The sequence below is a fragment of the Erwinia sp. L03-1 genome, from assembly GCF_058686115.1.
On sequence record NZ_CM178762.1, the window covers coordinates 1,077,233 to 1,102,514 of the forward strand.

Annotated in this window: 22 protein-coding genes; 18 read left to right on the forward strand and 4 right to left on the reverse strand. The window is 55.7% G+C overall.

The annotated features are described in order from the left end of the window. Positions 1–947: 947 nt before the first annotated feature. From AC4PCC_RS05040 to glnB, 4 genes are all read left to right on the forward strand, one after another. On the forward strand, positions 948–2,378 hold the full coding sequence (locus tag AC4PCC_RS05040) for a sensor histidine kinase (RefSeq protein WP_492126609.1): 1,431 nt from the start codon (positions 948–950) through the stop codon (positions 2,376–2,378). Further along, positions 2,378–3,124, forward strand: a complete 747-nt coding sequence (gene qseG, locus AC4PCC_RS05045) for a two-component system QseEF-associated lipoprotein QseG (RefSeq protein WP_492126610.1) — start codon at positions 2,378–2,380, stop codon at positions 3,122–3,124. Before AC4PCC_RS05040 ends, qseG begins: the two co-directional genes overlap by 1 nt. Next, positions 3,121–4,455, forward strand: coding sequence for a two-component system response regulator GlrR (gene glrR, locus AC4PCC_RS05050; protein ID WP_492126611.1), 1,335 nt, complete (start codon positions 3,121–3,123; stop codon positions 4,453–4,455). Before qseG ends, glrR begins: the two co-directional genes overlap by 4 nt. A gap of 140 nt (positions 4,456–4,595) precedes the next feature. Beyond that, on the forward strand, positions 4,596–4,934 hold the full coding sequence (gene glnB, locus AC4PCC_RS05055; protein ID WP_067707944.1) for a nitrogen regulatory protein P-II: 339 nt from the start codon (positions 4,596–4,598) through the stop codon (positions 4,932–4,934). 61 nt (positions 4,935–4,995) lie between these two features. On the opposite strand, the gene hmpA is transcribed toward glnB, so the two are convergent. Continuing rightward, positions 4,996–6,180 (reverse strand): NO-inducible flavohemoprotein, encoded by a 1,185-nt coding sequence (hmpA, locus tag AC4PCC_RS05060; RefSeq protein WP_492126612.1) that lies wholly within the window; start codon positions 6,178–6,180, stop codon positions 4,996–4,998. Between the two features lie 331 nt (positions 6,181–6,511). Between hmpA and glyA the strand changes: the two genes are divergently transcribed. Then, entirely contained in the window at positions 6,512–7,765 is a 1,254-nt protein-coding gene (gene glyA, locus AC4PCC_RS05065; protein ID WP_067707950.1) for a serine hydroxymethyltransferase, read from the forward strand. A gap of 149 nt (positions 7,766–7,914) precedes the next feature. Here the strand turns inward: glyA and csiE are convergent, their stop codons facing one another. After that, entirely contained in the window at positions 7,915–9,183 is a 1,269-nt protein-coding gene (csiE, locus tag AC4PCC_RS05070) for a stationary phase inducible protein CsiE (protein ID WP_492126613.1), read from the reverse strand. Between the two features lie 164 nt (positions 9,184–9,347). Here csiE and AC4PCC_RS05075 point away from each other — a divergent pair, with 164 nt between their 5' ends. Continuing rightward, the gene (locus tag AC4PCC_RS05075; protein ID WP_492126614.1) at positions 9,348–9,965 is read left to right on the forward strand and encodes a DUF1007 family protein; all 618 of its coding nucleotides are present in this window, start codon (positions 9,348–9,350) and stop codon (positions 9,963–9,965) included. Continuing rightward, positions 9,956–11,041, forward strand: a complete 1,086-nt coding sequence (locus AC4PCC_RS05080) for a nickel/cobalt transporter (RefSeq protein ID WP_492126615.1) — start codon at positions 9,956–9,958, stop codon at positions 11,039–11,041. Before AC4PCC_RS05075 ends, AC4PCC_RS05080 begins: the two co-directional genes overlap by 10 nt. A 109-nt stretch (positions 11,042–11,150) precedes the next feature. Here the strand turns inward: AC4PCC_RS05080 and suhB are convergent, their stop codons facing one another. Then, a complete protein-coding gene (suhB, locus tag AC4PCC_RS05085; protein WP_067707966.1) occupies positions 11,151–11,954 on the reverse strand; it encodes an inositol-1-monophosphatase in 804 nt (267 codons plus the stop codon). A gap of 118 nt (positions 11,955–12,072) precedes the next feature. On the opposite strand from suhB, the gene trmJ reads away from it, so the two are divergent. From trmJ to AC4PCC_RS05115, 6 genes are all read left to right on the forward strand, one after another. Next, a complete protein-coding gene (trmJ, locus tag AC4PCC_RS05090) occupies positions 12,073–12,801 on the forward strand; it encodes a tRNA (cytosine(32)/uridine(32)-2'-O)-methyltransferase TrmJ (protein WP_067707970.1) in 729 nt (242 codons plus the stop codon). A 165-nt stretch (positions 12,802–12,966) separates the two neighbouring features. Beyond that, complete coding sequence (gene iscR, locus AC4PCC_RS05095) at positions 12,967–13,464, forward strand: Fe-S cluster assembly transcriptional regulator IscR (protein ID WP_067707973.1); 498 nt, start codon at positions 12,967–12,969, stop codon at positions 13,462–13,464. Between the two features lie 113 nt (positions 13,465–13,577). Next, a complete protein-coding gene (locus AC4PCC_RS05100) occupies positions 13,578–14,738 on the forward strand; it encodes an IscS subfamily cysteine desulfurase (protein WP_067708247.1) in 1,161 nt (386 codons plus the stop codon). A 152-nt stretch (positions 14,739–14,890) separates the two neighbouring features. Next, on the forward strand, positions 14,891–16,174 hold the full coding sequence (pepB, locus tag AC4PCC_RS05105; RefSeq protein WP_067707976.1) for an aminopeptidase PepB: 1,284 nt from the start codon (positions 14,891–14,893) through the stop codon (positions 16,172–16,174). A 109-nt stretch (positions 16,175–16,283) separates the two neighbouring features. Next, positions 16,284–17,054 (forward strand): enhanced serine sensitivity protein SseB, encoded by a 771-nt coding sequence (gene sseB / locus AC4PCC_RS05110; RefSeq protein ID WP_492126616.1) that lies wholly within the window; start codon positions 16,284–16,286, stop codon positions 17,052–17,054. A 432-nt stretch (positions 17,055–17,486) separates the two neighbouring features. After that, entirely contained in the window at positions 17,487–19,142 is a 1,656-nt protein-coding gene (locus tag AC4PCC_RS05115) for a BBE domain-containing protein (RefSeq protein ID WP_492126617.1), read from the forward strand. A 183-nt stretch (positions 19,143–19,325) separates the two neighbouring features. Here the strand turns inward: AC4PCC_RS05115 and sseA are convergent, their stop codons facing one another. Next, a complete protein-coding gene (gene sseA, locus AC4PCC_RS05120) occupies positions 19,326–20,171 on the reverse strand; it encodes a 3-mercaptopyruvate sulfurtransferase (protein ID WP_492126618.1) in 846 nt (281 codons plus the stop codon). Positions 20,172–20,439: 268 nt separating this feature from the next. Here sseA and ndk point away from each other — a divergent pair, with 268 nt between their 5' ends. The 5 genes from ndk to ispG all read left to right on the forward strand — a co-directional run bounded on the left by ndk (position 20,440) and on the right by ispG (position 25,259). After that, positions 20,440–20,871: a nucleoside-diphosphate kinase gene (ndk, locus tag AC4PCC_RS05125; protein ID WP_492126619.1), complete on the forward strand. Its 432-nt coding sequence runs from the start codon at positions 20,440–20,442 to the stop codon at positions 20,869–20,871. Positions 20,872–21,135: 264 nt separating this feature from the next. Continuing rightward, positions 21,136–22,305, forward strand: coding sequence for a dual-specificity RNA methyltransferase RlmN (gene rlmN / locus AC4PCC_RS05130; RefSeq protein WP_067707989.1), 1,170 nt, complete (start codon positions 21,136–21,138; stop codon positions 22,303–22,305). An 83-nt stretch (positions 22,306–22,388) separates the two neighbouring features. Continuing rightward, positions 22,389–23,120 carry a type IV pilus biogenesis/stability protein PilW gene (gene pilW / locus AC4PCC_RS05135; RefSeq protein ID WP_492126620.1) on the forward strand — a complete coding sequence of 244 codons (732 nt, stop codon included), beginning with the start codon at positions 22,389–22,391 and terminating at the stop codon, positions 23,118–23,120. Continuing rightward, positions 23,110–24,099 carry a cytoskeleton protein RodZ gene (gene rodZ / locus AC4PCC_RS05140; protein ID WP_492126621.1) on the forward strand — a complete coding sequence of 330 codons (990 nt, stop codon included), beginning with the start codon at positions 23,110–23,112 and terminating at the stop codon, positions 24,097–24,099. Before pilW ends, rodZ begins: the two co-directional genes overlap by 11 nt. A gap of 38 nt (positions 24,100–24,137) precedes the next feature. Further along, positions 24,138–25,259, forward strand: a complete 1,122-nt coding sequence (ispG, locus tag AC4PCC_RS05145) for a flavodoxin-dependent (E)-4-hydroxy-3-methylbut-2-enyl-diphosphate synthase (protein ID WP_067708000.1) — start codon at positions 24,138–24,140, stop codon at positions 25,257–25,259. Positions 25,260–25,282: the final 23 nt, after the last annotated feature.

Sequence of the window (25,282 nt, forward strand, 5' to 3'; positions counted from 1 at the left end):
CTTCATTTTTTATCTTTAAAAGATTCCCGATAAATCCGTATTTTTTCTCAGAGCGAACCTCCAGGTTGCTGATTTTTGTGCTGCATATGTTTTTTACCAAAAAAGATGACGCTTTCGAAAAACTAAAAATCATATATACACCTTAAAATTTCAAATGCAAATTAGAGCATAATTAAAATTTTTTTTTTATAAAAAAACGCTCTAATTCGGGGCCTGGAACCCAATTATGGACTGAAAAACCGACAAGCCACAGGGACACTCGCCCCGAGTCTGATTTATTCAACAAAGCTATCTGAATGGCCAGGATCCAATCTAAACGTACAATAATTTCCGCTATCCAAACTGACCCCTCTTAGCCTCAGCGCGATGGGGTTGCTTGCCTGTCAGGTACTCATAGGCGTTAAGATGCATGGCGTAAGTGTTGCAGATAAACGACAGGAATCAAAATGCCTGTCATCATCTGGAGACATTTAACTTTATGTTTTATAAGTAATACGCTAATAAGCGTTAAAACTGTTGCCCGATAGCGACACTTTATTCTTAAAGGTGACGTTTTTATTGTTTAAAAAACAAAAGATGTTACCCAGATGCCTGTAATCAATAGGTTTTTATTAAATACTCAAAAGTGGCACGCTAATTGCTAATAGACTCATAGCGGCTCATTCACCTCGTTACGACAGCCCTGCGAAAGCGGACAAGCGCTTCATAACACATCGAATGACGCACAATACGGTGCCTGCCGTCCACCAAACCGATAACAGTTCACTCTGTGGCTTTATCAAATTTCGGACGCAACGTTGAGTTAGGCACCACCTATTTCAGGGAGCGCACGCTTCCGGGCAGATGGCAGATTCTCTGAATCTGCCATTTTTCGTTTTGATAACAGCACTTCCCTCCCGCCTCCCGGTCAGCTAGCATCCAGACGTTGCATTTTGTGAGGGTGTTCCGTGAAAAAATGGCGTCTGTTTCCCCGCTCCCTTCGCCAGCTGGTGCTGATGGCGTTTCTGCTGGTGCTGCTTCCTCTGCTGGTATTGGCCTGGCAGGCCTGGGAAAGCCTGTCTGCTTTGAGCGATCGCGCGGCAGAAACCAACCGTACCACCCTCACCGACGTTCGCCGCAGTGAAGCAATGGCACGGACCGCGCTGGAACTGGAGCGCAGCTACCGGCAATACTGCGTGCTCGACGATCCGATGCTGGCCAGGCTTTATCAGACCCAGCGGGCTAAGTATGCACGGATGCTGGATGCACACGGATCCGTGCTGCCGGACGTGCGCATCTACGATGCGCTGCGGCAGGGACTGGTGCAGCTGAGTGACATCACCTGCGACAACAGCAGCCCGGTTAAAGCCGCCTCCGACGGGCTGGAAGCCTTCTCCGCCGCCAATACCCAGTTGGTTCAGTCCACGCGGGAAGTGGTGTTCTCTCGCGGGTTGCAGCTTCAGCGGGAAATTGCCGAGCGGGGGCAGTATTTTGGCTGGCAGGCGCTGATCCTCTTTCTGCTCAGCCTCGGCCTGGTTCTGCTCTTTACCCGCATGATTATCGGACCGGTGAAGGCGGTGGAGCTAATGATCAACCGTCTTGGCGAGGGCAAACCGCCCGGCCACAATCTCGCCGCAAAGGGGCCTCGAGAGCTACGTTCGCTGGGGCAGCGCATTCTCTGGCTGAGTGAGCGGCTGGCCTGGCTGGAGTCCCAGCGACATGAGTTTCTGCGTCATATCTCCCATGAACTGAAAACGCCCCTGGCCAGCATGCGTGAAGGTACGGCCCTGCTGGCTGATGAAATAGCCGGGCCGCTAACGCCGGATCAGCATGAGGTGGTGGGCATTCTTGATGAAAGCAGCCGTCATCTCCAGCGGCTGATTGAACAGCTGCTGGACTATAATCGTAAACTGTCAGATGCACCGATAGAACGGGCCCCGGTAGCCCTTGCTCCGCTTGTGGACGCGGTCATCGCCACCCACAACCTGACGGCGCGCGCCAAGGCGATGCGTACCGAAATTAACCTTGCCGAAGCAAGCTGCCTTGCCGAGCCTGCATTACTGATGCGTGCGATTGATAATCTTTACTCGAATGCAATACATTATGGCAGCGAATCCGGTACCATCTGGATCCGCAGCCGTCGGCAGGGCGGCAGGGTGCTGGTGGAGGTGGCGAACACCGGAACGCCGATCCCCGCCGCCGAGCAGGCGATGATATTTGAACCCTTCTATCAGGGTAGCCTCCAGCGTAAAGGCGCCGTAAAAGGCAGTGGCCTGGGCCTGAGCATCGCTAAAGACTCCATCCATCGACTGGGAGGAGAACTCCAGCTGGTGGAAAGCGATGCGGCTGCTGTTTGCTTTCGTATCGAACTTAACACCCTCTCAGGGAACGAAAAATAATGAAATCATCCCGCCTTTTTTCAGCCATGCGATCTGCTCCCTGTGCCAGGGTAGCACTGACGATATTGCTGGCAACGGCGCTGGCGGCCTGTGCTAATAAAGCAGCCGATCCGGGCGTCAGTAATATGCATTCACTGCCCGAACCAGAAATCAAAGTGGTTAACTATTCGCTGGTGGCCTGCGAAGAGATCTGGGACGTGCCGGATAACAAAGTCATGGACAGCAGTCTCTACTGGCTGAGAGCCATCGACTGTGCGGTAAGGTTATCGCCTGCGGAGGCACGCGCGCAGGCCAGACTCTGGCCGGCAGATGACTGGCAGAGCGCGTTTAAGCAGGCGATGCTGATGGATAATGGCAACGAAACGCCGGTGGAGAGGCGGCAGTATTTGCAGCGGCTGGATGGGTTTATCGGCGATTATCCTGTTCCCCTGCGACCGCTAATACAGCTCTGGCGCGATAACCAGCTGGCGCAGCTCCAGCTGTCCGAAGCGCGCACGCGGTATCATCATCTGCAACAAAGCAGCGATGCCCAGCTTGATACCCTGCGCCAGCAGCAGATTGCCCAGAATAAAGAGCTGGTGCTGGTCCGCCGCAAGCTGCAAACGTTGACCGATATTGAGCGACAGCTATCCTCACGCCGCTCGCCTGATACCTCAGATAACGGTCACATTGATAAAAATGGCGCTGCACAGGGCGATAGCGTCGCTGTGTCGGATAACACAACCCAGGATGCTCCGCAGCCATGATAAAAAAATCGGCAAATCTGCTGCTGGTGGATGATGATCCCAGCCTGCTTAAACTGTTAGGCATGCGGCTGACCAGCGAGGGCTTTAGCATTTGTACCGCAGCCAGCGGGCCTGAAGCGCTGAAAATGCTGCTGAAAGAGCGAATCGATCTGGTCATCAGCGATCTGCGCATGGATGAGATGGACGGCCTTGCGCTGTTCAGTGAAATCCAGAAGCAGCAGCCGGGCATGCCGGTGATCATCCTGACGGCGCATGGGTCTATACCCGATGCCGTTTCCGCTACCCAGCAGGGAGTGTTTGGCTTTCTGACCAAACCGGTGGATCGCGACGCCCTCTATAGCGCCATCGATCAGGCACTCGCACACCGTGCGCCCGCCGGAGACGAAAGCTGGCGTGAGGGCATTGTGACCCGCAGCCCGCTGATGCTCCGTCTACTGGAACAGGCGCGGATGGTGGCCCAGTCGGACGTTAGCGTGCTGATCAACGGGCAGAGCGGCACCGGCAAAGAGATTCTGGCGCAGGCTATCCATGCTGCCAGCCCACGCGCGAACAAGGCTTTTATCGCCATTAACTGCGGCGCACTGCCGGAGCAGCTGCTGGAGTCGGAACTTTTTGGTCATGCGAAAGGGGCCTTTACCGGTGCGGTCAGCAGCCGCGAGGGGCTGTTCCAGGCTGCGGAGGGAGGAACGCTGTTTCTGGATGAGATCGGTGATATGCCACCGGCGTTACAGGTAAAACTCCTGCGGGTGATCCAGGAGCGTAAAGTGCGGCCGCTGGGCAGTAACCGCGATCTGGATATCAACGTGCGGATTATTTCCGCCACGCATCGCGATTTGCCTAAGGCCATGGAGAAAAAGGAGTTCCGTGAGGATCTCTTTTACCGGCTGAATGTGGTAAACCTTAAGATCCCCACGCTTCAGGAGCGGGCGGAGGATATTCCGCTGCTGGCAAACTATCTGCTTAAGCAGTCTGCTGAACGCCATAAACCCTCGGTACGCCGGTTCTCCACCGAGGCGATGAAGCGGCTGATGGCCGCCAGCTGGCCAGGCAATGTCCGCCAGCTGGTTAACGTGATCGAGCAATGCGTGGCGCTAAGCACGGCTCCGGTCATCGGTGAGGCACTGGTTGAACAGGCCCTGGTGGGGGAAAATACCGCACTGCCCACCTTTGCGGAAGCCAGAAACCAGTTCGAGCTTAACTACTTAAGAAAGATTCTACAGATGACCAAAGGCAATGTGACTCACGCCGCCCGACTGGCGGGGCGTAACCGCACTGAGTTCTATAAGCTGCTGTCGCGGCACGAGCTGGATGCCTCAGACTTTAAGGAATAGTATTTTCCGTGCCGCTATCCCGGTGGGATATGGTAGCGTAGCATGCCGAAAAGAGACGGACCGCGCGGCAGTATTTGTCCGCTGCACATCGTCTGAATAGAAATTGCCCTCCCGGATGGGGGGACTGAAAAGGGTCTGCCATGAAAAAGATTGATGCCATTATCAAACCGTTCAAACTCGACGACGTGCGTGAAGCGCTGGCCGAGGTGGGTATTACCGGAATGACCGTGACTGAAGTGAAAGGGTTTGGCCGCCAGAAGGGCCATACCGAGCTCTATCGCGGTGCCGAGTATATGGTCGATTTCCTGCCGAAGGTGAAGATTGAAATCGTGATTGCTGATGATATCGTCGACACCTGCGTGGACACCATTATGCGTACCGCGCATACAGGTAAAATTGGTGATGGTAAAATTTTTGTTTTCGACGTGGCGCGCGTGGTGCGTATTCGCACCGGCGAAGAAGACGAAGAGGCGATCTGAGTCCCTGCCTTGCCGCCGGAGCGTTCGCCGCCCATCATGGACGGCGATCTCTGCCTGATGGTTAGAGAACCTTATGCGGCCCGAACACCTCATAGTGAATACGGGATGCATCAATCCCCAGCTTCAACAGCTGCGCCACCACCGCCTGCATAAATCCCACCGGACCGCAGAGGTAATAGCGACAGGCCGGATCGCTCAGCTGACTTTCCAGCGGCAGTAAATTCATCAAACCTTCCGTATCAAACTGACCGCTGTCCTGCTCACGCGGTGCGCGATACCAGACATGCTGTGAGAAATCCGGCAGCCGCCGTGCTGTGGCGGCGACCTCATGGCGAAATGCATGCGCTGAGCCGTTATCCGCCGCATGGAACCAGTTAACATGGGCGGGGTGGCGCTGAGCCGCCAGCGCGTCCAGCATCGCCAGCACAGGCGTCTGGCCCACACCGGCGGAGATCAGCGTGACCGGCACCTCTGGCGTGACTGACAGAAAAAAATCGCCTGCCGGCGCGGCCAGATGGATTTCATCACCTGGCTGCGCCTGATGATGCAGCCAGCCAGAAACGACGCCGCCGGGTTGATGACGAACGGCAATGCGGTAATCCCGACCATTGGGTGCGCGGGTCAGTGAATATTGCCGGATCGCCTGATGTTCTAACGTATTCGCGCGCAGCCAGACGCCCAGATACTGTCCGGGCTGATAGTCCATCACGGGCTGACCATCCACCGGCTGCAGAATAAAGCTTTTGATGACGTCGCTCTCCTGGGTAATGGTGCTGATGCGAAAGGCCCGCGGTGCGCGCCAGCCGCCTGGCTTAGCTTCTGCCTGTTGATAAATCTGCGCCTCACGCTGGATAAAAACATTCGCCAGCACGTTGTAGGCTTTGCCCCAGGCCTCCAGCACCTCTTCGCCAGGGCTAAGCATTTCATCCAGCGTTGCCAGCAGGTGCGTACCGACAATCTGATATTGATCGGGCTGAATGGCAAAGCTGGTGTGCTTCTGGGCGATTTTCTCCACCGCAGGCAGCAGGTCGGCGAGATTTTCAATATTGCAGGCGTAAGCGCAGAGAGCATTGAACAGCGCTTCAGGCTGGCTGCCATTGCGCTGATTGCTCATATTGAAAATATCCTGTAGCTCAGGGTTATCACGTAGCATTCGATCGTAGAAGCGTAGGGTAAGGGCGGGACCGACAGCCAGCAGGGCGGGTATTGTGGCTTTCACGGCGGCAATCGTTTTAGCGTCTAACATAGGCTCTCCATGCGTTATGTATTGAGTTAACTTACCGTACATCTTATCGCGCGAGGGTTTGCGATGTAAAACTCTCCGCGCAGTTAGCAGGGGCATCAGGCTGCCCCGCCAGGCAACAGGTGAATCCTGGCAAAGGGGGCGATGACGAAAATGCCGGACAATCAGGCTTGCAAAAAAGGTAACTAACCCTTGCCGGCTCTCAGGCCAATCGTTTGCGTAAAAAGCCTGCTTTGTGGCTACCCCTCGCCTGGTAAAACAGTTTACACTGTGTGTCTTCGCCCTAACGGGCCGTTAAATACCGATATGAAGTTAGCTGAGTCAGGAGATGCGGATGTTAAAGCGTGATATGAATATTGCTGATTACGATGCCGAATTGTGGCAGGCAATGGAGCAGGAAAAAGTGCGTCAGGAAGAGCATATTGAGCTGATTGCTTCCGAAAACTACACCAGCCCGCGCGTAATGCAGGCGCAGGGATCTCAGCTGACCAACAAATATGCCGAAGGTTACCCGGGCAAACGCTACTATGGCGGCTGTGAATACGTTGATATCGTTGAGCAGCTGGCTATCGATCGCGCTAAAGCGCTGTTCGGCGCCGACTATGCCAACGTGCAGCCTCACTCTGGCTCACAGGCCAACTTTGCGGTCTATACCGCACTGCTACAGCCGGGCGATACCATTCTGGGTATGAATCTGGCGCACGGCGGCCACCTGACGCATGGCTCGCCGGTTAACCTCTCCGGTAAGCTGTATAACGTGGTGCCGTATGGCATCGACGAAACCGGTAAAATTGACTACGAAGATCTGGCCGCCCAGGCGCAGAAGCATAAGCCAAAAATGATTATCGGTGGCTTCTCTGCCTATTCCGGTATTTGTGACTGGGCAAAAATGCGCGAAATTGCTGACAGCATCGGTGCCTGGCTGTTCGTGGACATGGCGCACGTGGCGGGCCTGATCGCGGCTGACGTTTACCCGAACCCGGTACCTCATGCCCATATCGTTACCACTACCACCCACAAAACCCTGGCAGGGCCGCGCGGTGGCCTGATCCTGGCGAAGGGCGGCGACGAAGATCTGTATAAAAAGCTGAACTCCGCCGTCTTCCCTGGTGGCCAGGGCGGCCCGCTGATGCATGTGATTGCCGGTAAAGCGGTCGCGCTGAAAGAAGCGATGGAGCCGGAGTTTAAGGTCTATCAGCAGCAGGTCGCGAAAAATGCTAAAGCGATGGTCGAGGTGTTCCTGGCGCGCGGCTATAACGTGGTTTCAGGCGGCACCCATAACCACCTGTTCCTGCTGGATCTGGTTGATAAAAACCTGACCGGTAAAGAGGCGGATGCCGCGCTGGGTCGTGCAAATATCACCGTAAACAAAAACAGCGTGCCTAACGATCCGAAAAGCCCGTTTGTCACTTCCGGTATTCGTATCGGTTCCCCTGCGATTACCCGCCGGGGTTTCAAAGAGGCTGAGGTGCGTGAGCTGGCCGGTTGGATCAGCGATATTCTTGATAACATCGGTGATGAAGGCACTATCGAGCGCATCAAGAAACAGGTTCTGGCACTTTGTGCACGTTTCCCGGTGTATGCCTGACAGGCTCCCGCGCACCTGAAATGTGATAACAACGGGACAAAGTGTCCCGTTGTTTGATCTTAAACCCCACCTCTGACAGAGTAGCGCGGACATCGTTGGAGGGAAAATGACCCTTCGTTTTGCTTACTGGCCTGGCCCGGGCCTGAAATTTACGACTCCAGCAGCTGGCGAATTCGCTGCTGCTGGTGCGGCTGTAAAGGCAGCTCGGCGTGGATCAGCGGCGGCGAGTAGAGCGGCAGCGGGGTGGCATAGGGTGTCACCACCAGCGCAATGCCCTTCGGGGCACTGCTGCGCTGATATTCACCGACCTCAAGATATTTAATGTTCAGCGGCATCAGCGTCAGTTCCCTCAGCTGCTGCTCAATCTGCTGTTCAAGCGCCGGGTTGCCGCCGGTCAGCAGCAGCACCTGTTTTTCCTGTAAAACGCTTTCCTGCATCAGCCAGGCGCCGAAGATGACGGTAATCAAACCCACCTCTTCGGGCGAAAAGGTCAGACAGTAGCGTTGTTCAAAACCGGCCAGCGCCTTTTGCGTGGTGCGAAGCAGTTTGGGATAGAGGCGTCCCACCTCTTCCGTCAGGGTATTATCAATGCCAATGCCGAACAGGCATCGCTCCATCGCCTGCGCAAGGTGCGTATAGAGCTGATTGCAAATCCCCTCCTTATTGCTAAATCGCATGCCGGAAAACGACTGAAAGCGCACAATTAACTCTTTTACCGCATGCAGTAGGGCCCGCTCGTGTTCATGCTGCGCCTCGTCGACAGAGGGAACGTGCATTTGACTGAACAGCAGCGCAAACAGCAGGACGTCGCCGGGTTCCGATATCAGCCCGCTGTCCTGCCACCACTGCGCCATCATTTCATCGGCGACCTGGTGCTCAATGCGTGCGGTAAGCCATACGCGCTGGGAAGGAGTAAACGGCGTGCAGCAGCGATCGCACAGAATATGCTGCATAAAAAGCTGGAGAAACTGGCCGTCGCGCTCGGAGAACTCGCGTGAAAGCTTAAGTGCGCACTGGGTTAACAGCTGCTTTAGCTGCATCTCATCATACAGGGAGGCATCAATCGGGCAGGCCTGTAGCTGGAGCCTGATCGCCGGCGCAAACTGATGCTGGATAAACGCAGGCGATAGCCGCAGCGCACGGCGCAGCCAGTAGACCAGGCAGAGCTTACGATCCAGCGCTTCCCCCTCTACCCGATAGAGGCCCGCCGGGCAGCAGGTAAGCTTCAGCCGGTGATAACGCTGGATTGCGGAGGCAACTTCAATAAGATCCTGTTGGGTGACGGAAGGATTCACGCCATTGAGCTGGCTCAGGGTCTCGAGGCTGGTGGAAGAGGCAGAAAGAAATAACGTCAAAAGGAGGTGGCAGTGACGCTGCGACGTGGAGAGGGCAGAATTCTCAACGGGGGGTGAACTCATTGTCTGCGGTCCCGGTAAATGTAACCTTGTAAGAATAGACTCTCCGCTAACCGCTGCTGGATCCTGCCGCTGATTTATTTAAAGCTTATTAGCCGGGTCACAAATTTTGTTGATGAAGGATGAGGAATTTTCAATTGTTATGTTATAACATATGCAAGAGGCTGATGTTGTGCGTCATGCTGCTGGCGACAGCCACGCAGGCGCTGGCGCATCCCCACAGTTTTATTAGCATGCAGGTCACGCTGGTGCATAAAAATAACCTGCTTACCGGGTTAAAAATGCACTGGGTGATGGATGAAATTACCTCTGCGGACCTGCTTTATGATGCGGGCGACGCGAAACCCGACAGCGTGGCGTGGAAAAAACTGGCGGCAGACGTCATGGCAAACGTGCTGGGACAGCACTATTTCAGTGAGTTCTGGCATGAGGGCAAAGCGGTGAAGTTTGAAAACCTGCCCCCGGAGTATCACCTCTCCCGTCAGGGGTCTAAGGCGGTACTTGAGTTTGTACTGCCGCTGGCTGAACCGCAGCCGCTGACGGGTCAGCGCTACCTGTTCTCGACCTTTGATCCGACCTATTTTGTGGATATGACTTACGATTCTGAACACTCCCTGCACGTGCCCGCTGAGCTGGAAAAACAGTGCAAAATGACGCTAAAGACGCCGAAACCCAACGCAGCGCTACAGGCCTGGGCGCTGTCGCTGGATAAAGCTGATGCGCCGCGCGCTGATGATGATCTGGGCCGACAGTTTGCCCAGACGGTGACGCTGATATGTCGTTAAAATCACCTCTGACCCGATCCCTGCGCGGCGGATTTTCGGCCTGGCCGCTCCTTCTGCTGATTGGGGCCTTTGCCAGCATGGCGCTTGCCGTCTGGCTGTACTGGCCGCAGATTTTATTGCAGAGCATCCTATGGCAGAAAGTGCTTCATCAGCAGATGACCACGCTGCTGCAACAGGTTGCCAGCCATCCCCGACAGACGGGCCTGTCGCTAATGGGCTTTAGTCTGGCTTATGGCGTGCTGCACGCGCTGGGGCCGGGACATGGCAAAGTGGTGATCGCCGCGTTTCTCGCCACCCATCCGACCAGGGTTAAAACCAGCCTTAAGCTCACGCTGGCGGCGTCGCTGGTGCAGGGATGTGTGGCAATTGTGCTGGTAACCGTGCTGCTGGGCGCATTGAAACTCTCCTCGCGCCAGCTGCATATCAGCAGCTACTGGCTGGAGAAGGGGAGTTATCTGCTGGTGGTGGGGCTGGGCCTGTGGCTCTGCTGGCGGGCAGCAGTAAGCCTCTGCCAGGCGCGGCGGGCTTCGCCCTTATACCGCCGGATGATGCCCGCCGGAGATCATCCGGCCAGCCTCCTGTCATCGGGTCGCCACCGGCTTATGCAGCAGACTGCTGCCACCCGGTCCGGCCAACAGACAATCTCCCACTCCCACCCGGTCAGCTGCGGCTGTGGGCATCAACACGTACCGGATGCCGCGCAGCTGGAAAAGGCGGTCAGCCTGAAAACTCAGACGATGGTGGTGCTGTCGATGGGGCTTCGCCCCTGTTCGGGCGCCATTATGATGCTGCTGTTTTCTAAGGTAACAGGCGTCTATCTGTGGGGGGTATTCTCCGCGCTGACGATGGCGGCAGGAACGGCGTTTACGGTGTCTGCCATGGCGCTGCTGGTGCAGGTTTCGCGTGCGCTGGCGCTAAAGCTCAGCCGCAAAGGCACATCGACGGGCTGGATAAGGCTGGGGCATCCGGTGTTGTCGCTGGTTGGCGGCATGCTGCTGGTATTGATGGGCGGTGTGCTGTGGCTGAGTGCTCAGCCGGTGATGTCAGGCGGCATTCGGCCGATGTTTCTGCACTGATGCGGGCATCGACAGGCGACCTGTCGGGCGGGAAAGCAGGGGCCGGGCGCGGGAAAGTGTTTCCCCGCGCCCGGCCCCTTTACCCCGTTTACGGGATGGCCTGACCGATTTAGCGCTTAAGCGCTTCGCTCAGTTCGTCACGCATGTTAGCCAGCATCGCTTTCACCACGCGTGGATTACCCGCAACGATGTTGCCGGAGGTCAGATAACCGTGTGCGCCAACAAAGTCAGTCACCAGACCGCCCGCCTCACGTACCAGCAGCTCGCCTGCTGCAAAGTCCCATGGCTTCAGGCCGATTTCAAAGAAGCCGTCCACGCGGCCAGCGGCCACGTAGGCAAGATCCAGCGCGGCAGAACCGGTACGGCGGAAATCAGCACACTGGGAAAACAGCTTGCCAACGATATTGATGTAAGGGGTGGCGTGCTGCTTATGCTTAAACGGGAAACCGGTCGCCAGAATGGTGCCATCCAGATCGCGAGCGGTGCTGCCGCGCAGACGGTAACCGTTCAGCTGTGTACCCTGACCGCGCACCGCGCTGAACAGCTCATTACGCATCGGATCGTAAACCACGGCGACTTCGGTACGGCCTTTGATGCGCACGGCGATAGAGACGGAAAAGTGAGGGAGACGCTTAATGAAGTTGGTGGTGCCATCCAGTGGATCGATAACCCATTGCACATCCTTGTCTTCACCGGCTAATTCACCACACTCTTCAGAAATGATGGTGTGTTGCGGATAAGACTTGCGGATCACCTCGATAATCAGGCGCTCGGCGTCGCGATCAACATTGGTAACGAAGTCGTTGCTGCCTTTCTGGCTGGTTTCAACGGCGTCTGGAGTTTCGTAGTTCTTGGCAATTAAATTACCGGCCTTGCGCGCAGCGCGCACGGCGATGTTGAGCATCGGATGCATCGGTCTCTCTCACTGGATGTTAAAGAACGGGAAAACGGCGCGGATTATAGCAGGGAGATCGTAAGAAGTCCTGAAAATATGCTAGTATCCCCAAATTATCTCACAGACCAGAATTCCTATGCTGCAAAATATCCGAATCGTGCTGGTGGAAACCTCTCACACCGGTAACATGGGATCCGTCGCGCGCGCGATGAAAACCATGGGCCTGACCAACCTCTATCTGGTTAATCCGCTGGTAAAACCCGACTCGCAGGCCATTGCGCTGGCCGCCGGCGCCAGTGACGTCATTGGCGAAGCGAAGATTGTCGATACGCTGGATGACGCGCTGGCGGGCTGTAGCCTGGTGGTTGGCACCAGCGCCCGCTCCCGCTCGCTGCCGTGGCCGATGCTCGATCCGCGTGAATGCGGCATCAAAAGCGTTGCAGAGGGGCAGCAGGCTCCGGTTGCGCTGGTATTTGGCCGCGAACGCGTGGGCCTGACCAACGATGAACTGCAAAAGTGCCACTATCACGTTGCCATTGCTGCCAATCCTGAATACAGCTCGCTGAATCTGGCGATGGCGGTGCAGATCGTCGCGTATGAAGTGCGTATGGCCTGGCTCCAGCAGCAGGAAACGCCGAAGCCTGAGTATGAGGAATCCCCCTATCCGCTGGTGGACGATCTCGAACGCTTCTATCAGCATATGGAGCAGATGATGGTCAGAAGCGGCTTTATCCGTGAAGGGAATCCCGGCCAGGTGATGAGCAAGCTGCGTCGCCTCTATACCCGGGCGCGTCCGGAGCGTGACGAGCTGAATATCCTGCGCGGCATGCTCTCTTCGGTGGAGAAGCCTAAGGGCGAAAAGTAGAGGTCGGCGGAAGGCGGAAAGCGGGGTAATAGTTGACTAAATTACCAGGTTAAATAGTTGAGTATTTTACTTGGTTAAATAGTTGACCAAATCACTCGGGAATGGCAGACTTGCGGACATCATTTTGTTAAACCCCATCAGGGGACAACCGAGGTCGTTTACGCCATGAGACTGACATCCAAAGGCCGTTATGCCGTTACCGCTATGCTTGATGTTGCGCTGCACTCTCATGAGGGGCCGGTGCCACTCGCGGATATTTCAGAGCGTCAGGGCATCTCCCTCTCCTATCTGGAACAGCTGTTTTCTCGCCTGCGCAAAAATGGTCTGGTCGCCAGCGTTCGCGGACCGGGTGGCGGTTATCTGTTGGGTAAAGCCTCGGATGCCATCGCCGTTGGCGCGGTGATCACCGCCGTGGATGAGTCAGTTGATGCCACTAAGTGCCAGGGCAAAGAGGGCTGTCAGGGTGGTCAACGCTGTCTGACCCACGTACTGTGGCGCGATCTGAGTGAGCGCATTAGCGACTTCCTGAACAATATTACGCTGGCTGAACTGGTCAATAATCAGGATATCCTTGAGGTAGCCGACCGCCAGAACACCACTGAAAAAAATCGTGTGCCTGCCGGGCGCACGCATGAAACCATTAACGTCAACCTGCGTGCCTGACGGTTGCTAAAGCTTCCTGCTGATTCCCGACTCCCCTTCGTGAAATCAGCAGGGACCTGTCGCCATACTGTCAGATTGCCCGACAGGTTGTGAGCGATACGGAGCCGAACGTCATGAAATTACCGATCTACCTGGACTATGCCGCCACCACGCCTGCCGATCCGCGCGTGGCAGAGAAGATGATGCAGTTTCTCACCCTGGACGGAACCTTCGGTAATGCGGCTTCCCGTTCCCATCGCTACGGCTGGCAGGCGGAAGAGGCCGTTGACGTGGCCCGTAATCAGGTTGCCGATCTGATTGGTGCCGACCCGCGTGAGATTGTTTTTACCTCCGGCGCGACCGAATCTGACAACCTCGCCATCAAAGGTGCTGCTCATTTTCATCAGGAAAAAGGGCGACACATCGTTACCTGCCAGACCGAACACAAAGCCGTGCTGGATGCCTGCTTGCAGCTTGAGCGCGAAGGCTTCGAGATAACCTGGCTTGCCCCGCAGCGCAGCGGTCAGATCGATCTCGCCTCCATTCAAAACGCCCTGCGTGAAGACACCATTCTGGTCTCGATCATGCACGTTAATAACGAAACCGGCGTCATTCAGAACATCGCCGCAATTGGCGAACTCTGCCGCGCGCGCGATATCCTCTTTCACGTTGACGCCACGCAGAGCGTGGGGAAACTCCCCATCGACCTCAGCCAGCTCCCGGTCGATCTGATGTCATTTTCCGCGCATAAACTCTATGGTCCAAAGGGGATCGGCGGGCTTTACGTGCGTCGCCAGCCCCGTATTCGACTGGAAGCGCAGATCCACGGTGGCGGCCACGAGCGCGGTATGCGTTCCGGCACGCTGCCGGTGCATCAGATTGTCGGTATGGGCGAAGCCTACGGTATTGCTAAAGAAGTAATGACGGCTGAAATGGCACGTATAGATCAGCTGCGATCGCGTCTGTGGCGGGGCATCAGCGAAATTGACGGGGTGTATGTGAATGGCGTTGCAGAAGGCGGCGCACCCAATATTCTGAACGTCAGTTTCAGTAATGTTGACGGCGAGTCGCTGATCATGGGGTTGAAGGATCTCGCGCTCTCCTCCGGCTCTGCCTGTACCTCTGCCAGCCTGGAACCTTCCTACGTGCTGCGCGCGCTGGGACTGTCTGAGGCGCTGGCGCACAGTTCGCTGCGTTTTTCGCTGGGGCGCTACACCACCGAAGAAGAAATTGACTATGCCGTTCAGCTGATCCAGCGAACTATTCGCCGCCTGCGTGAGCTCGCCGTGCGCTGAGGCCATGCTTTTATGTCATTGACGGGCCGGGTAAAACTGGCCCGTTTTGCGTTTAATTGCGCTTTGGGTTAGACGAAAGCAAATAAAGGTTTATTGTAGTGACCGACGCATTCAAGACCAAATTCGATGAACAGCTCAAAAGGAGCCATGCGATGACAACAACACCAATGAAAATAACACTGTCAACGACAGCGGCAGATCCACGCTGGGGAGAAAAGGCAACATTGACCAGCAACGACAGCGGCATGACTATCCATCTTAACGGTGGCGATGCCCTGACCACTATCCAGCGCGCGGCGAGAAAAATTGATGCGCAGGGGATCCGGCACGTCAGCCTGAGTGGCGACTGGGATCTGGAAAAAAGCTGGGCGTTCTGGCAGGGCTATCGCGGTCCCAAAGGCGAGCGTAAAGTCGAATGGGCCGATCTGAATGAGAGCGATCGCGCTGAATTTGATAACCGCCTTAAGATTATTGACTGGGTACGCAACACCATTAACCTGCCGGCTGAAGATCTCAGCCCCGAGCAGCTGACCCAGCGCGCCGTCGATCTGCTGTCCGGCGTGGCTGGCGAAAGCGTGAGCTATCGCATAACCAAAGGTGACGATCTGCGCCAGCAGGGTTATTCCGGGCTGCATACCGTGGGCCGGGGATCGACCCGCGCGCCTGCGCTGTTGGTGCTGGATTATAATCCGGGCGGGGATGAAAATGCGCCCGTGTTTGCCTGCCTGGTCGGTAAAGGTATTACCTTCGATACCGGTGGGTACAGCCTGAAGCCCAGCGGATCCATGGATTCGATGAAATCGGATATGGGCGGGGCCGCGACCCTGACCGGCGCACTGGCGCTGGCTATCGTTCGCGGACTGAAAAAGCGCGTCAAACTCTATCTCTGCTGCGCGGATAATATGGTCAGCGGCAACGCGCTGCGGTTGGGCGATATTATCCGTTATCGCAACGGTAAAACCGTTGAGGTGATGAACACCGATGCGGAAGGTCGCCTGGTGCTGGCCGATGGCCTGATTGATGCCAGCCAGCAGGATCCGGAATTGCTGATCGATGCTGCCACCCTGACCGGCGCGGCGAAAACGGCGCTGGGTAATGATTATCACGCCCTTTTCAGCTTCGACGACTCGCTGGCTCAGTCGCTGCTCAGCAGCGCCGCGCATGAAAATGAGCCTTTCTGGCGTCTGCCGCTGGCGGAGTTCCACCGCGGCTACCTGCCCTCTAACTTTGCCGATCTGAACAATATCGCGGCCCCGTCCCATACGGCTGGAGCCAGTTCGGCGGCGGCGTTTCTTTCTCACTTTGTGAGCCGTTATCAGCAGGGCTGGCTTCATATCGACTGCTCCGCCACCTACCGTAAGGGAGCGGTGGATCAGTGGTCCGCAGGTGCCACCGGCCTTGGCGTTCGCACGGTGGCTAACCTGCTGCTGAAATAATCCGTTGGTGATGCCTGAGGTTCCGGGGAGAGCACATCTCCCCGGGATCGGCAGATAACCCCGCAGGGCAGGCGGCGTCCTGCCCGTTAACGTTTAGTGAATCAGAGCCATGAATGAAACCAACCCGCGCCTTGAAGAGGTGCTGAAACTGGCGGCCAACGAGCCGGCGCACCGGCCCGAGTTTTTTACCCTACTGCTGGACGCCAGCGTCTGGGTTCCGGGCGAGAGCCCGGCACAGGGAGAAGGTGATGCGGCTCCGGCCGTGGAGATACAGCACTGGGAAAAGGACGACGGTACCAGCATCATTCCTTTTTTCACCTCACTCACCGCTATGCAGCAGGCAGTCAGCGGGGAGCAGCCCTTTTTGGTGATCCCGGTGCGCGCATTATTCGAAATGACGCTTGGCGAAACGCTGTTTCTTAACCCGAAGCTGCCGACCGGCAAGGCGTTTTCACCGCGTGAAATCGCCAGCCTGCTGGGCGAGAGCGGTAATGCGCTGAGCGAGCAAACGGTCATTGCGGGAGGCACATCCCTGCTGCTCTCTGAACATGCCGAGCCGCCCGCACAGATGATCGCCTCTCTGACTCAGCTGTTTGCGAAGCATAAACAGGTGCGCCACGCCTGGGTAGCCTTAATTAAAGAATCAGCCGATGCCTCCGCTAACCTGCTTATTGGCATTGAGGCAGACAGCGACATTGAAAATATCATTCAGGCGGCCGGTAGCGTCGCCACGGATACATTAACGGATGATGAGCCGGTAGATATTTGTCAGGTTGTCGAAAATGAAAAAGGCATCAGCCATTTTTTTATTGCACATATTACCCCATTTTATCAGCGGAAGTGGGGAAGCTTCCTCCGCGACTTCAAATTACCGCATTAATCTGACGGCGCTAATGTTACCCTGACTCAATAACTCGCCCACATCAGGCTGCTGACCCACAGTGTTACCCGCCGTGATGATGGGCTATAACCCCATTCACCGCTGCGAGGATGGGCCATTACCCCATCCACCGTCGTAATGTGCTTCGCTAATTAACTGCACGTCATACCGTTGCACATTGCCAGGTCAGCCGGGAGCGTTATTTTGACATTTTTTGCATGTTAAAATATCAAAAAAACAAAGTGAATGAATTAACCCATCACTACTATGGGAGGCATAAGTCACTATTATTTCTCTAACGTGAATAATTTCCATTTGGGTGGTGTAAGTCGATTAGCCCTATTTACCTTCTTCTTTAATTTCCTTCATCCTTATGAATCGGCTACTTTCCTGAATATTATAACGTAATATAAACTGAAACGGAGAAATAGAATGAGTAGCTATAACCTGATTGATAAAACCGATACCCGATTCGAAACGTTAAAAAAGGGATTTAATTTACGCTGGCCCGATCAGGGCAGTGAGGCAGATTATATTTATGTCTGCAACAACAGTGAAGACGTCCTCTCTGCGGCTAATGCCGCGCTGGCGCGTAATCAGCGGATTACGGTGCGCAGTGGCGGTCACTGCTATGAAGGCTTTGTCAGCAACAAACTGGCGGCGGATGGGACGACCCCCCTGGCGATAATTGATCTCAGCCTGCTGGTGGGGATGGATTTCAGTGAAAATGCTGATATCAGCTCACCCTGGGATAGCAGCGCAAAATACAAGTTCCGTGCGGCAAGTGGTAATCAAAACTGGGATGGCACCGTTAATTTATACAAACTGGCAAACCGCTGTATTCCCGGCGGCTCCTGCTACTCTGTCGGCGCTGGCGGTCATATCAGCGGTGGCGGATATGGGCTGCTCTCCCGCCTGCATGGTCTGACGGTCGACTGGCTGTCGGGCGTGGATATACTGGTACCGGCGGCTGATGGCAAATCGCTCCTGGCAAAGCATGTGAGCCTGAAAAGTACCGGAAGCGATCGCGATCTTTTTATCGCCTGTCGCGGTGCGGGCGGGGGCAACTTCGGAATTATTCTTAACTACTACTTTGCCGAGCTGCCTGCTGCGCCTGAGCAGGTTTATCTGCTGTCGCTGGCCTGGCCATGGAGTACTTTTAAAGACAAAGCGCATTTTGGTCAGTTCCTGAATAGCTACTGGCAGTGGTTTAACACCCATGATTCAGAATGGAACAGCCAGGATATCACGAAGGCTAACGGTGGACTCTTCTCATTACTGAAGCTCCAGCACCGCTCCACCGGCGACATTCATCTGCTTATTCAGTACACGGGCAATGATGGCCGGGTGGATGGCAGCGGGCAGGAAAAGCCCTTCGCTGACTTCGTGGACACCATGAACAAGGCGGCTGGCGTCGTGCCGGATGTTATTGAGATGGGTATGACGTATGGGGTGGTAAACGCTCAGGCTGAAAGCAAAAGAAAGTTCAAAGACGCGGTCAAGGATGCGCGGCTAATCGACTGGCTGTATGCCACCCAGACGCTCAATGGCTCAGGGGATAACCAGCGTGGCAAATATAAATCTGACCAGCAGATTGGTAATTTTGGCGCAACCGAGATTACCGCATTGTGGGAAGGGCTGAACGGCGCAGACGATCCTCTCCTTAATCAGGCGCTGGTGCAGATCGACTCTTACGGCGGCTGTATTAATACCAATGATGAAACCACCAACCCGACCTCGGTATATCAGCGCAGCTCGTTGTTAAAGGCGCAGTTCCAGGTGTACTGGACCGATAAAGCGAACGATCAATACTGCATTAACTGGATGCAGAAGCTTTATTCCGCCTGTTTTGCCGATCAGGGCGGCAAACCTTACGGTAATGATGGCCGCTATCAGGGGTGCTACATCAACTACCCCGACACGGATATGAAATATACCGCCGCCGACCATGCGAAAGTTGATCCAGAGTGGTTAACACTTTATTACGGGGACAAAGCCGAGAGTCTGGTGAAAACCAAACAGGCAGTGGATCCTAATAATCTCTTCCGCCACGAGATGTCCATTCCCCTGGCGCTACCTGCCAAATAATGCAGTAAAGTCCAGGCAGGCACGGAAGCGGCCAAACTTTTCTACAGGCGAGTCGCATGCTAATTATGGTATGCGGCTCGCTGACAATATTCGCTGATGACACCAGTTAAGCTGCCTCTGATAAATGCCATCGGCTATCTGGCCGGGCAACGATGCCATAGCCCGGCGTGAATGGCCCGATGCTTAGCCGAGGGTAACCGGCAAATCATTTCGGCTTCCCCATTCCCCCCAGGAACCATCGTACAGTCGGACATTTTCCACACCCAGGCTGTTCAGCGCGAGGATCACCACCACGGCGGTCACGCCGGAACCACAGCTGGCCACCACGGGTTGGGTCAGGCTGACACCCTGCTGCTGGAAAATCGCTTTAAGCGCCGTCGCGGGCTTGAGTTCGCCGTTTTCCACCAGATCGTTCCACGGCACATTCAGGCTGCCAGGAATACGTCCTCGCAGCAAACCGGGACGCGGTTCATCCACTTCACCCCGAAACCGGTTTCCCGCCCGCGCATCGATAATCTGTGCGCTCTGCTCATGGCTCATCAGTAGCACGTCCGTTAAACGCACCACGGCATCATCGTCAAAGGCGGCCTCGAATTCGGCCTCAGGCAGATGTACTTCGCCGCTTTGCAGTGGCAAACCGGCTTGCTCCCATTTCTGCAACCCCCCGGCGAGAATCGACACTCGGCTCACGCCAGCCTGTTGCAGCATCCACCAGGCGCGCGGGGCAGAGAACAAATTACCCTCATCGTAAACCACCAGATGTTTATCACTGCTGATGCCCAGTTCGCGCATGGCGACGGCAAAGCTTTCTGCGCGGGGCATCATATGGGGATAAGGGCTGAGCGGGTCCGACAGCGCTTCAATATTGAAGAACGGCGCGTCAGGCAGATGTTTCGCCAGATACTCAGCCTGAATATCGCGCAGCTTCTCCAGGCCCGGGGGCAGCAGACGGGCATCAATGACCTGCACAGCGTCATCGGAGAGGTGTTCTGCCAGCCAGGCGGCGGTAACAAAAAATGAGCGATTCATAGCGGCCTCGCTTAAGGTGATGAGAACAGTGAGTGTCAACGATCCTGTCGGGCATCACAAGATGTAATCCTCCAGGCTTCGCGCTGGCCCGCAGAGATCGTGCCCGGGACGAAAGCCGTTGAGAAATTGTGGGAATCAGGATCGCATTTTTTTAATAATATGTTGAATCTCCGATAGGCAATGCGAACGATGCCCCCTATAATCGGCGCCATTTTCCAGACCGGGGAACCTTTTCGCCGGCTACACTCGACATCAAACAGGGGTCCATATGACTATTGAACGTACTTTTTCCATCGTAAAGCCGAACGCGGTGGCAAAAAACGTGATTGGTGCCATTTTTAACCGTTTTGAAAGCGCTGGCTTCAAGATCGTTGGCAGCAAAATGCTGCACCTGAGCAAAGAGCAGGCTGAAGGCTTCTACGCTGAGCACCAGGGCAAACCTTTCTTCGACGGCCTGGTTGAATTCATGACCTCTGGCCCGGTAGTGGTTTCCGTGCTGGAAGGCGAAAATGTCGTTCAGCGTCACCGCGATCTGATGGGCGCGACCAACCCGGCTAACGCGCTGGCAGGTACGCTGCGTGCAGATTACGCCGACAGCTTCACTGAGAACGCCACCCACGGTTCAGACTCTGCTGAATCTGCCGCGCGCGAAATCGCTTATTTCTTCGGCGAAAACGAAGTGTGCCCGCGTACCCGCTAATCATTAGCGCAGACTGAGGGCAGGGCGTTTACAATTTATTTTGGCTGCGTCCTTTGACCTTAAGTCGCTCGCGAGTACAATAATGCGCCCCTGGTGAGACTATGCTCATCAGGGGCGTTTCATTTATATCCATCGTTCTGTCGGGTTTGCCATCTGACGCATACGCCGTTAAGCGTCAGGCGCGTTGCTATGTCACGGCCCCGTCCCGAATGGGTATATACTTTATCCCCTACGCCATAACGTGTAATAACGAGGCCTGGAATTATGTCTGAACATATTGTGAGTCCGTCGTCCGACGTCCCCGTCATCGCCGCCGCCAAAAAAGAAAAAATTAACCTGCTCGATCTTAATCGCCAGCAAATGCGCGAATTCTTCGCCAGCCTGGGTGAGAAACCCTTTCGCGCCGATCAGGTGATGAAGTGGATGTATCACTACTGCTGTGATGATTTCGACGAGATGACCGACATCAACAAGGTTTTTCGCGGCAAGCTGAAAGAGGTGGCTGAGATCCGTGCCCCGGAAGTGGCAGAAGAGCAGCGCTCATCGGATGGCACCATCAAGTGGGCGATTACCGTGGGGGGACAGCAGGTCGAAACCGTCTACATCCCCGAAAAGGATCGCGCCACGCTCTGCGTCTCTTCACAGGTTGGCTGCGCGCTGGAGTGTAAATTCTGCTCGACGGCTCAGCAGGGCTTTAACCGCAACCTCCGCGTATCTGAAATTATCGGCCAGGTCTGGCGCGCGGCCAAAATTATCGGCGCCTCGAAAGTGACCGGCCAGCGTCCTATTACCAATGTGGTAATGATGGGGATGGGCGAACCGCTGCTGAACCTGAATAACGTTGTACCGGCCATGGAAATTATGCTGGATGATTTCGGCTTCGGTTTGTCAAAACGTCGCGTCACGCTCTCAACCTCCGGCGTGGTTCCTGCGCTGGACAAGCTGGGTGATATGATCGACGTGGCGCTGGCAATTTCGCTACACGCCCCGAATGACACAATTCGTGACGAAATTGTGCCGATCAACAAAAAGTACAATATCGAGACTTTCTTAGGGGCGGTTAGCCGCTATATCGCGAAATCAAATGCTAATCAGGGCCGCGTGACGATTGAATATGTCATGCTCGATCAGGTCAATGACAGTACCGATAACGCGCATGAGCTGGCCGCACTGCTCAAGAATACGCCGTGCAAAATCAACCTTATTCCCTGGAACCCCTTCCCGGGGGCGCCCTATGGCCGCAGCTCCAACAGCCGGATCGATCGCTTCTCTAAGGTACTGATGGAATATGGGTTTACCACGATCGTGCGTAAAACCCGCGGAGATGATATCGACGCCGCCTGTGGTCAGCTTGCTGGCGAGGTGATTGACCGCACGAAGCGAACGCTGCGTAAAAAAATGGCGGGAGAGGCCATTTCTGTGAAAGCGCTCTGAAACCTGAGGCTTCAGCGACGGGGCTGCTGTTGGACCTGAGGGGATTGGCGTAGGATAGTGCGCTTAACCTCAGGGAGGCCGGGATGGGTAAAGGATTACTGGTATGGCTGATTGCCATACTTATGGCGGGGTGCAGCCCTGCCATGCCGCGCAGCGAACGGGTGCAAACCCGACTACAGTTAGGGCTTGAATATCTGACTCAGGGTGACCTGATCGCTGCACAGCGCAACCTCCGCCAGGCGGCGGCGCTGGCCCCGCAGGACTATCGTACCCAGCTGGCGCTGGCTCGCTACCAGCAGCGGGTGGGGGATGAGGAAGCCGCTACGGACTTTTATCGTTCGGCACTTGCTCTGGCTCCAGAAAACCGTGATGTAATCAATAATTACGGTGCGTTTCTCTGTCGTTTAGGGCAGTATGATGCGGCTCAACGTCAGTTCCGCAGGGCCGCAGAATTAACGTCAAACGGCGGACGTGCGGATGCGTTAGAGAATGCCGGTTACTGCTATCTCATTGCGGGAGAGCAGAATAAGGCTGTCGTCGCGCTCACCCGTGCGACAATGCATCATCCGGATAAAGGCCTGGCGTTGCTGGCAGAAGCCGAAAGGCGATTTGGAAAGAGGGAGCTGGTTTCATCCCGGCTCCTGTTAGATGTTTATCAACGCAACTTTACTGCTTCGGCGGAAAGTCTGTGGTTAGAGATTCGCTTCGCCGCGCTGGCGCAGCATCCGGAGGGCGTCAGGCTTGCCGGGGAGCAGCTGGCGCGAAATTTTCCACAATCGATACAGCACCTGCATTTTTTAGCTAATGAATACTGAAGCCAATCAAGACAAAACAGCAGTAAATTCAACAGGCGAGCGCCTCCGCGGGGCCCGTGAAGAGATGGGACTCACTCAGCAGAACGTTGCTGAGCGCCTCTGCCTGAAACTTTCCACCGTCCGGGAGATAGAAGAGGACAAATCGCCGGCCAATCTGGCGTCGACCTTCCTGCGGGGTTACATCCGTTCTTACGCACGTCTGGTGCATGTACCTGAGGAAGAACTGCTGCCGATGATGGCCAAACAGGCCCCCGTCCGCGCGGCGAAAGTGGAACCGATGCAAAGTTTCTCTTTAGGGAAGCGGCGTAAAAAACGCGACGGCTGGCTGATGACCTTCACCTGGCTGGTGTTATTTGTGGTGGTCGGTTTAACGGGTGCCTGGTGGTGGCAAAACCATAAGGCCGCGCAGGACGATCTGGTATCAATGGCCGATCAGAATGCGACTTCTGGCAGCGAAAACGGTCAGTCTATTCCTCTGACCGATAACAGCGCCGACGGCTCGCAGCCGGCAGCCGGTGCACCGGTACAGAATGAACCCGCCCAGACCGCTGAACCTGCGTCTCAGGCGACTCCCGCCGCCGCGCCTGCTGCCACGGCCCCGGCAGACAGCGCACCTGCGACGCAGCAGCCCGCTGCCGCTTCACCCGCACAGCAGGCCGATAATAACGCAGCGGTGAGCACCAGCGGGCAGATGCCCGTTGCCGCAGCCAGCGTAGACGCTTCCGCTGCTGACCATAATGCGCTGGTACTGAACTTTCTTAAGGACTGCTGGCTGGAAGTGACCGATGCCTCGGGAAAAAAACTGTTCAGCGGCATGCAGCGCAGCGGTGGTAAACTCAGCCTCAATGGCACTGCTCCCTATCGCCTGAAAATTGGCGCACCGAGCGCAGTCCAGATTCACTACCAGGGCCAGCCGGTCGATTTGAGTCGTTTCATCCGTACCAACCAGGTTGCTCGCCTGTCGGTGGGTGCGCAATAACGCATCCTTCCGGTCGCGAGTGATTGTGGAGAAAAAACATGCATAACGAAGCACCCATCATCCGTCGCAAATCTACGCGCATTTACGTCGGCAAGGTGCCAGTGGGCGACGGTGCACCTATTGCCGTTCAGTCCATGACGAATACCCGTACCACCGACGTGGCGGCTACGGTCGGCCAAATTAAAGCGCTTGAGCGTGTTGGCGTCGATATCGTACGCGTTTCCGTGCCGACCATGGAGGCCGCAGAGGCTTTCCGTTTGATCAAGCAGCAGGTTAACGTCCCGCTGGTTGCCGATATCCATTTTGATTACCGTATTGCTCTCAAGGTTGCCGAGTACGGCGTTGACTGCCTGCGCATCAATCCGGGCAACATTGGTAACGAAGAGCGTATCCGCCAGGTGGTTGACTGCGCCCGCTACTACAACATTCCGATTCGCATTGGCGTCAACGCCGGGTCGCTGGAAAAGGACCTGCAGGAAAAGTATGGCGAACCTACGCCTCAGGCGCTGCTTGAGTCGGCCATGCGCCATGTCGATCATCTCGATCGCCTCAATTTCGATCAGTTTAAAGTCAGTGTTAAAGCTTCAGATGTGTTCCTCGCCGTAGAATCCTATCGTCTGCTGGCTAAGCAGATCGATCAGCCTCTGCACCTGGGTATCACGGAAGCGGGCGGCGCGCGGGCAGGATCGGTGAAATCAGCGATCGGTCTTGGCCTGCTTCTCTCCGAGGGAATTGGTGACACGCTGCGTATTTCCCTGGCGGCCGACCCGGTGGAAGAGGTAAAGGTTGGGTTCGATATCCTGAAATCCCTGCGTATTCGCGCCAGGGGCATCAACTTTATTGCCTGCCCGACCTGTTCGCGTCAGGAGTTTGACGTGATTGGCACGGTTAACGCGCTGGAACAGCGGCTGGAAGACATCATTACGCCGATGGACGTGTCAATCATCGGCTGCGTGGTTAACGGCCCCGGTGAGGCGCTGGTCTCGACCCTTGGGGTGACCGGCAGCAATAAAAAAAGCGGCTTTTATGAGGATGGCGTACGTCTTCGTGAGCGCCTGGACAATGACGATATGATCGATCAGCTGGAAGCACGTATCCGTGCAAAAGCAGCGATGATGGATGCGTCCCGTCGAATTGACGTCCAGCAGGTTGAAAAATAATCTGACGGCTGGCGGGTGAGTTA

Coding starts and splice junctions, on each gene's coding strand:
- qseG (WP_492126610.1), top strand. CDS start 2,378: ATGAAATCATCCCGCCTTTTTTCAGCCATGCGATCTGCTCCCTGTGCC.
- glrR (WP_492126611.1), top strand. CDS start 3,121: ATGATAAAAAAATCGGCAAATCTGCTGCTGGTGGATGATGATCCCAGC.
- glnB (WP_067707944.1), top strand. CDS start 4,596: ATGAAAAAGATTGATGCCATTATCAAACCGTTCAAACTCGACGACGTG.
- hmpA (WP_492126612.1), bottom strand. CDS start 6,180: ATGTTAGACGCTAAAACGATTGCCGCCGTGAAAGCCACAATACCCGCC.
- glyA (WP_067707950.1), top strand. CDS start 6,512: ATGTTAAAGCGTGATATGAATATTGCTGATTACGATGCCGAATTGTGG.
- csiE (WP_492126613.1), bottom strand. CDS start 9,183: ATGAGTTCACCCCCCGTTGAGAATTCTGCCCTCTCCACGTCGCAGCGT.
- AC4PCC_RS05075 (WP_492126614.1), top strand. CDS start 9,348: ATGTTGTGCGTCATGCTGCTGGCGACAGCCACGCAGGCGCTGGCGCAT.
- AC4PCC_RS05080 (WP_492126615.1), top strand. CDS start 9,956: ATGTCGTTAAAATCACCTCTGACCCGATCCCTGCGCGGCGGATTTTCG.
- suhB (WP_067707966.1), bottom strand. CDS start 11,954: ATGCATCCGATGCTCAACATCGCCGTGCGCGCTGCGCGCAAGGCCGGT.
- trmJ (WP_067707970.1), top strand. CDS start 12,073: ATGCTGCAAAATATCCGAATCGTGCTGGTGGAAACCTCTCACACCGGT.
- iscR (WP_067707973.1), top strand. CDS start 12,967: ATGAGACTGACATCCAAAGGCCGTTATGCCGTTACCGCTATGCTTGAT.
- AC4PCC_RS05100 (WP_067708247.1), top strand. CDS start 13,578: ATGAAATTACCGATCTACCTGGACTATGCCGCCACCACGCCTGCCGAT.
- pepB (WP_067707976.1), top strand. CDS start 14,891: ATGACAACAACACCAATGAAAATAACACTGTCAACGACAGCGGCAGAT.
- sseB (WP_492126616.1), top strand. CDS start 16,284: ATGAATGAAACCAACCCGCGCCTTGAAGAGGTGCTGAAACTGGCGGCC.
- AC4PCC_RS05115 (WP_492126617.1), top strand. CDS start 17,487: ATGAGTAGCTATAACCTGATTGATAAAACCGATACCCGATTCGAAACG.
- sseA (WP_492126618.1), bottom strand. CDS start 20,171: ATGAATCGCTCATTTTTTGTTACCGCCGCCTGGCTGGCAGAACACCTC.
- ndk (WP_492126619.1), top strand. CDS start 20,440: ATGACTATTGAACGTACTTTTTCCATCGTAAAGCCGAACGCGGTGGCA.
- rlmN (WP_067707989.1), top strand. CDS start 21,136: ATGTCTGAACATATTGTGAGTCCGTCGTCCGACGTCCCCGTCATCGCC.
- pilW (WP_492126620.1), top strand. CDS start 22,389: ATGGGTAAAGGATTACTGGTATGGCTGATTGCCATACTTATGGCGGGG.
- rodZ (WP_492126621.1), top strand. CDS start 23,110: ATGAATACTGAAGCCAATCAAGACAAAACAGCAGTAAATTCAACAGGC.
- ispG (WP_067708000.1), top strand. CDS start 24,138: ATGCATAACGAAGCACCCATCATCCGTCGCAAATCTACGCGCATTTAC.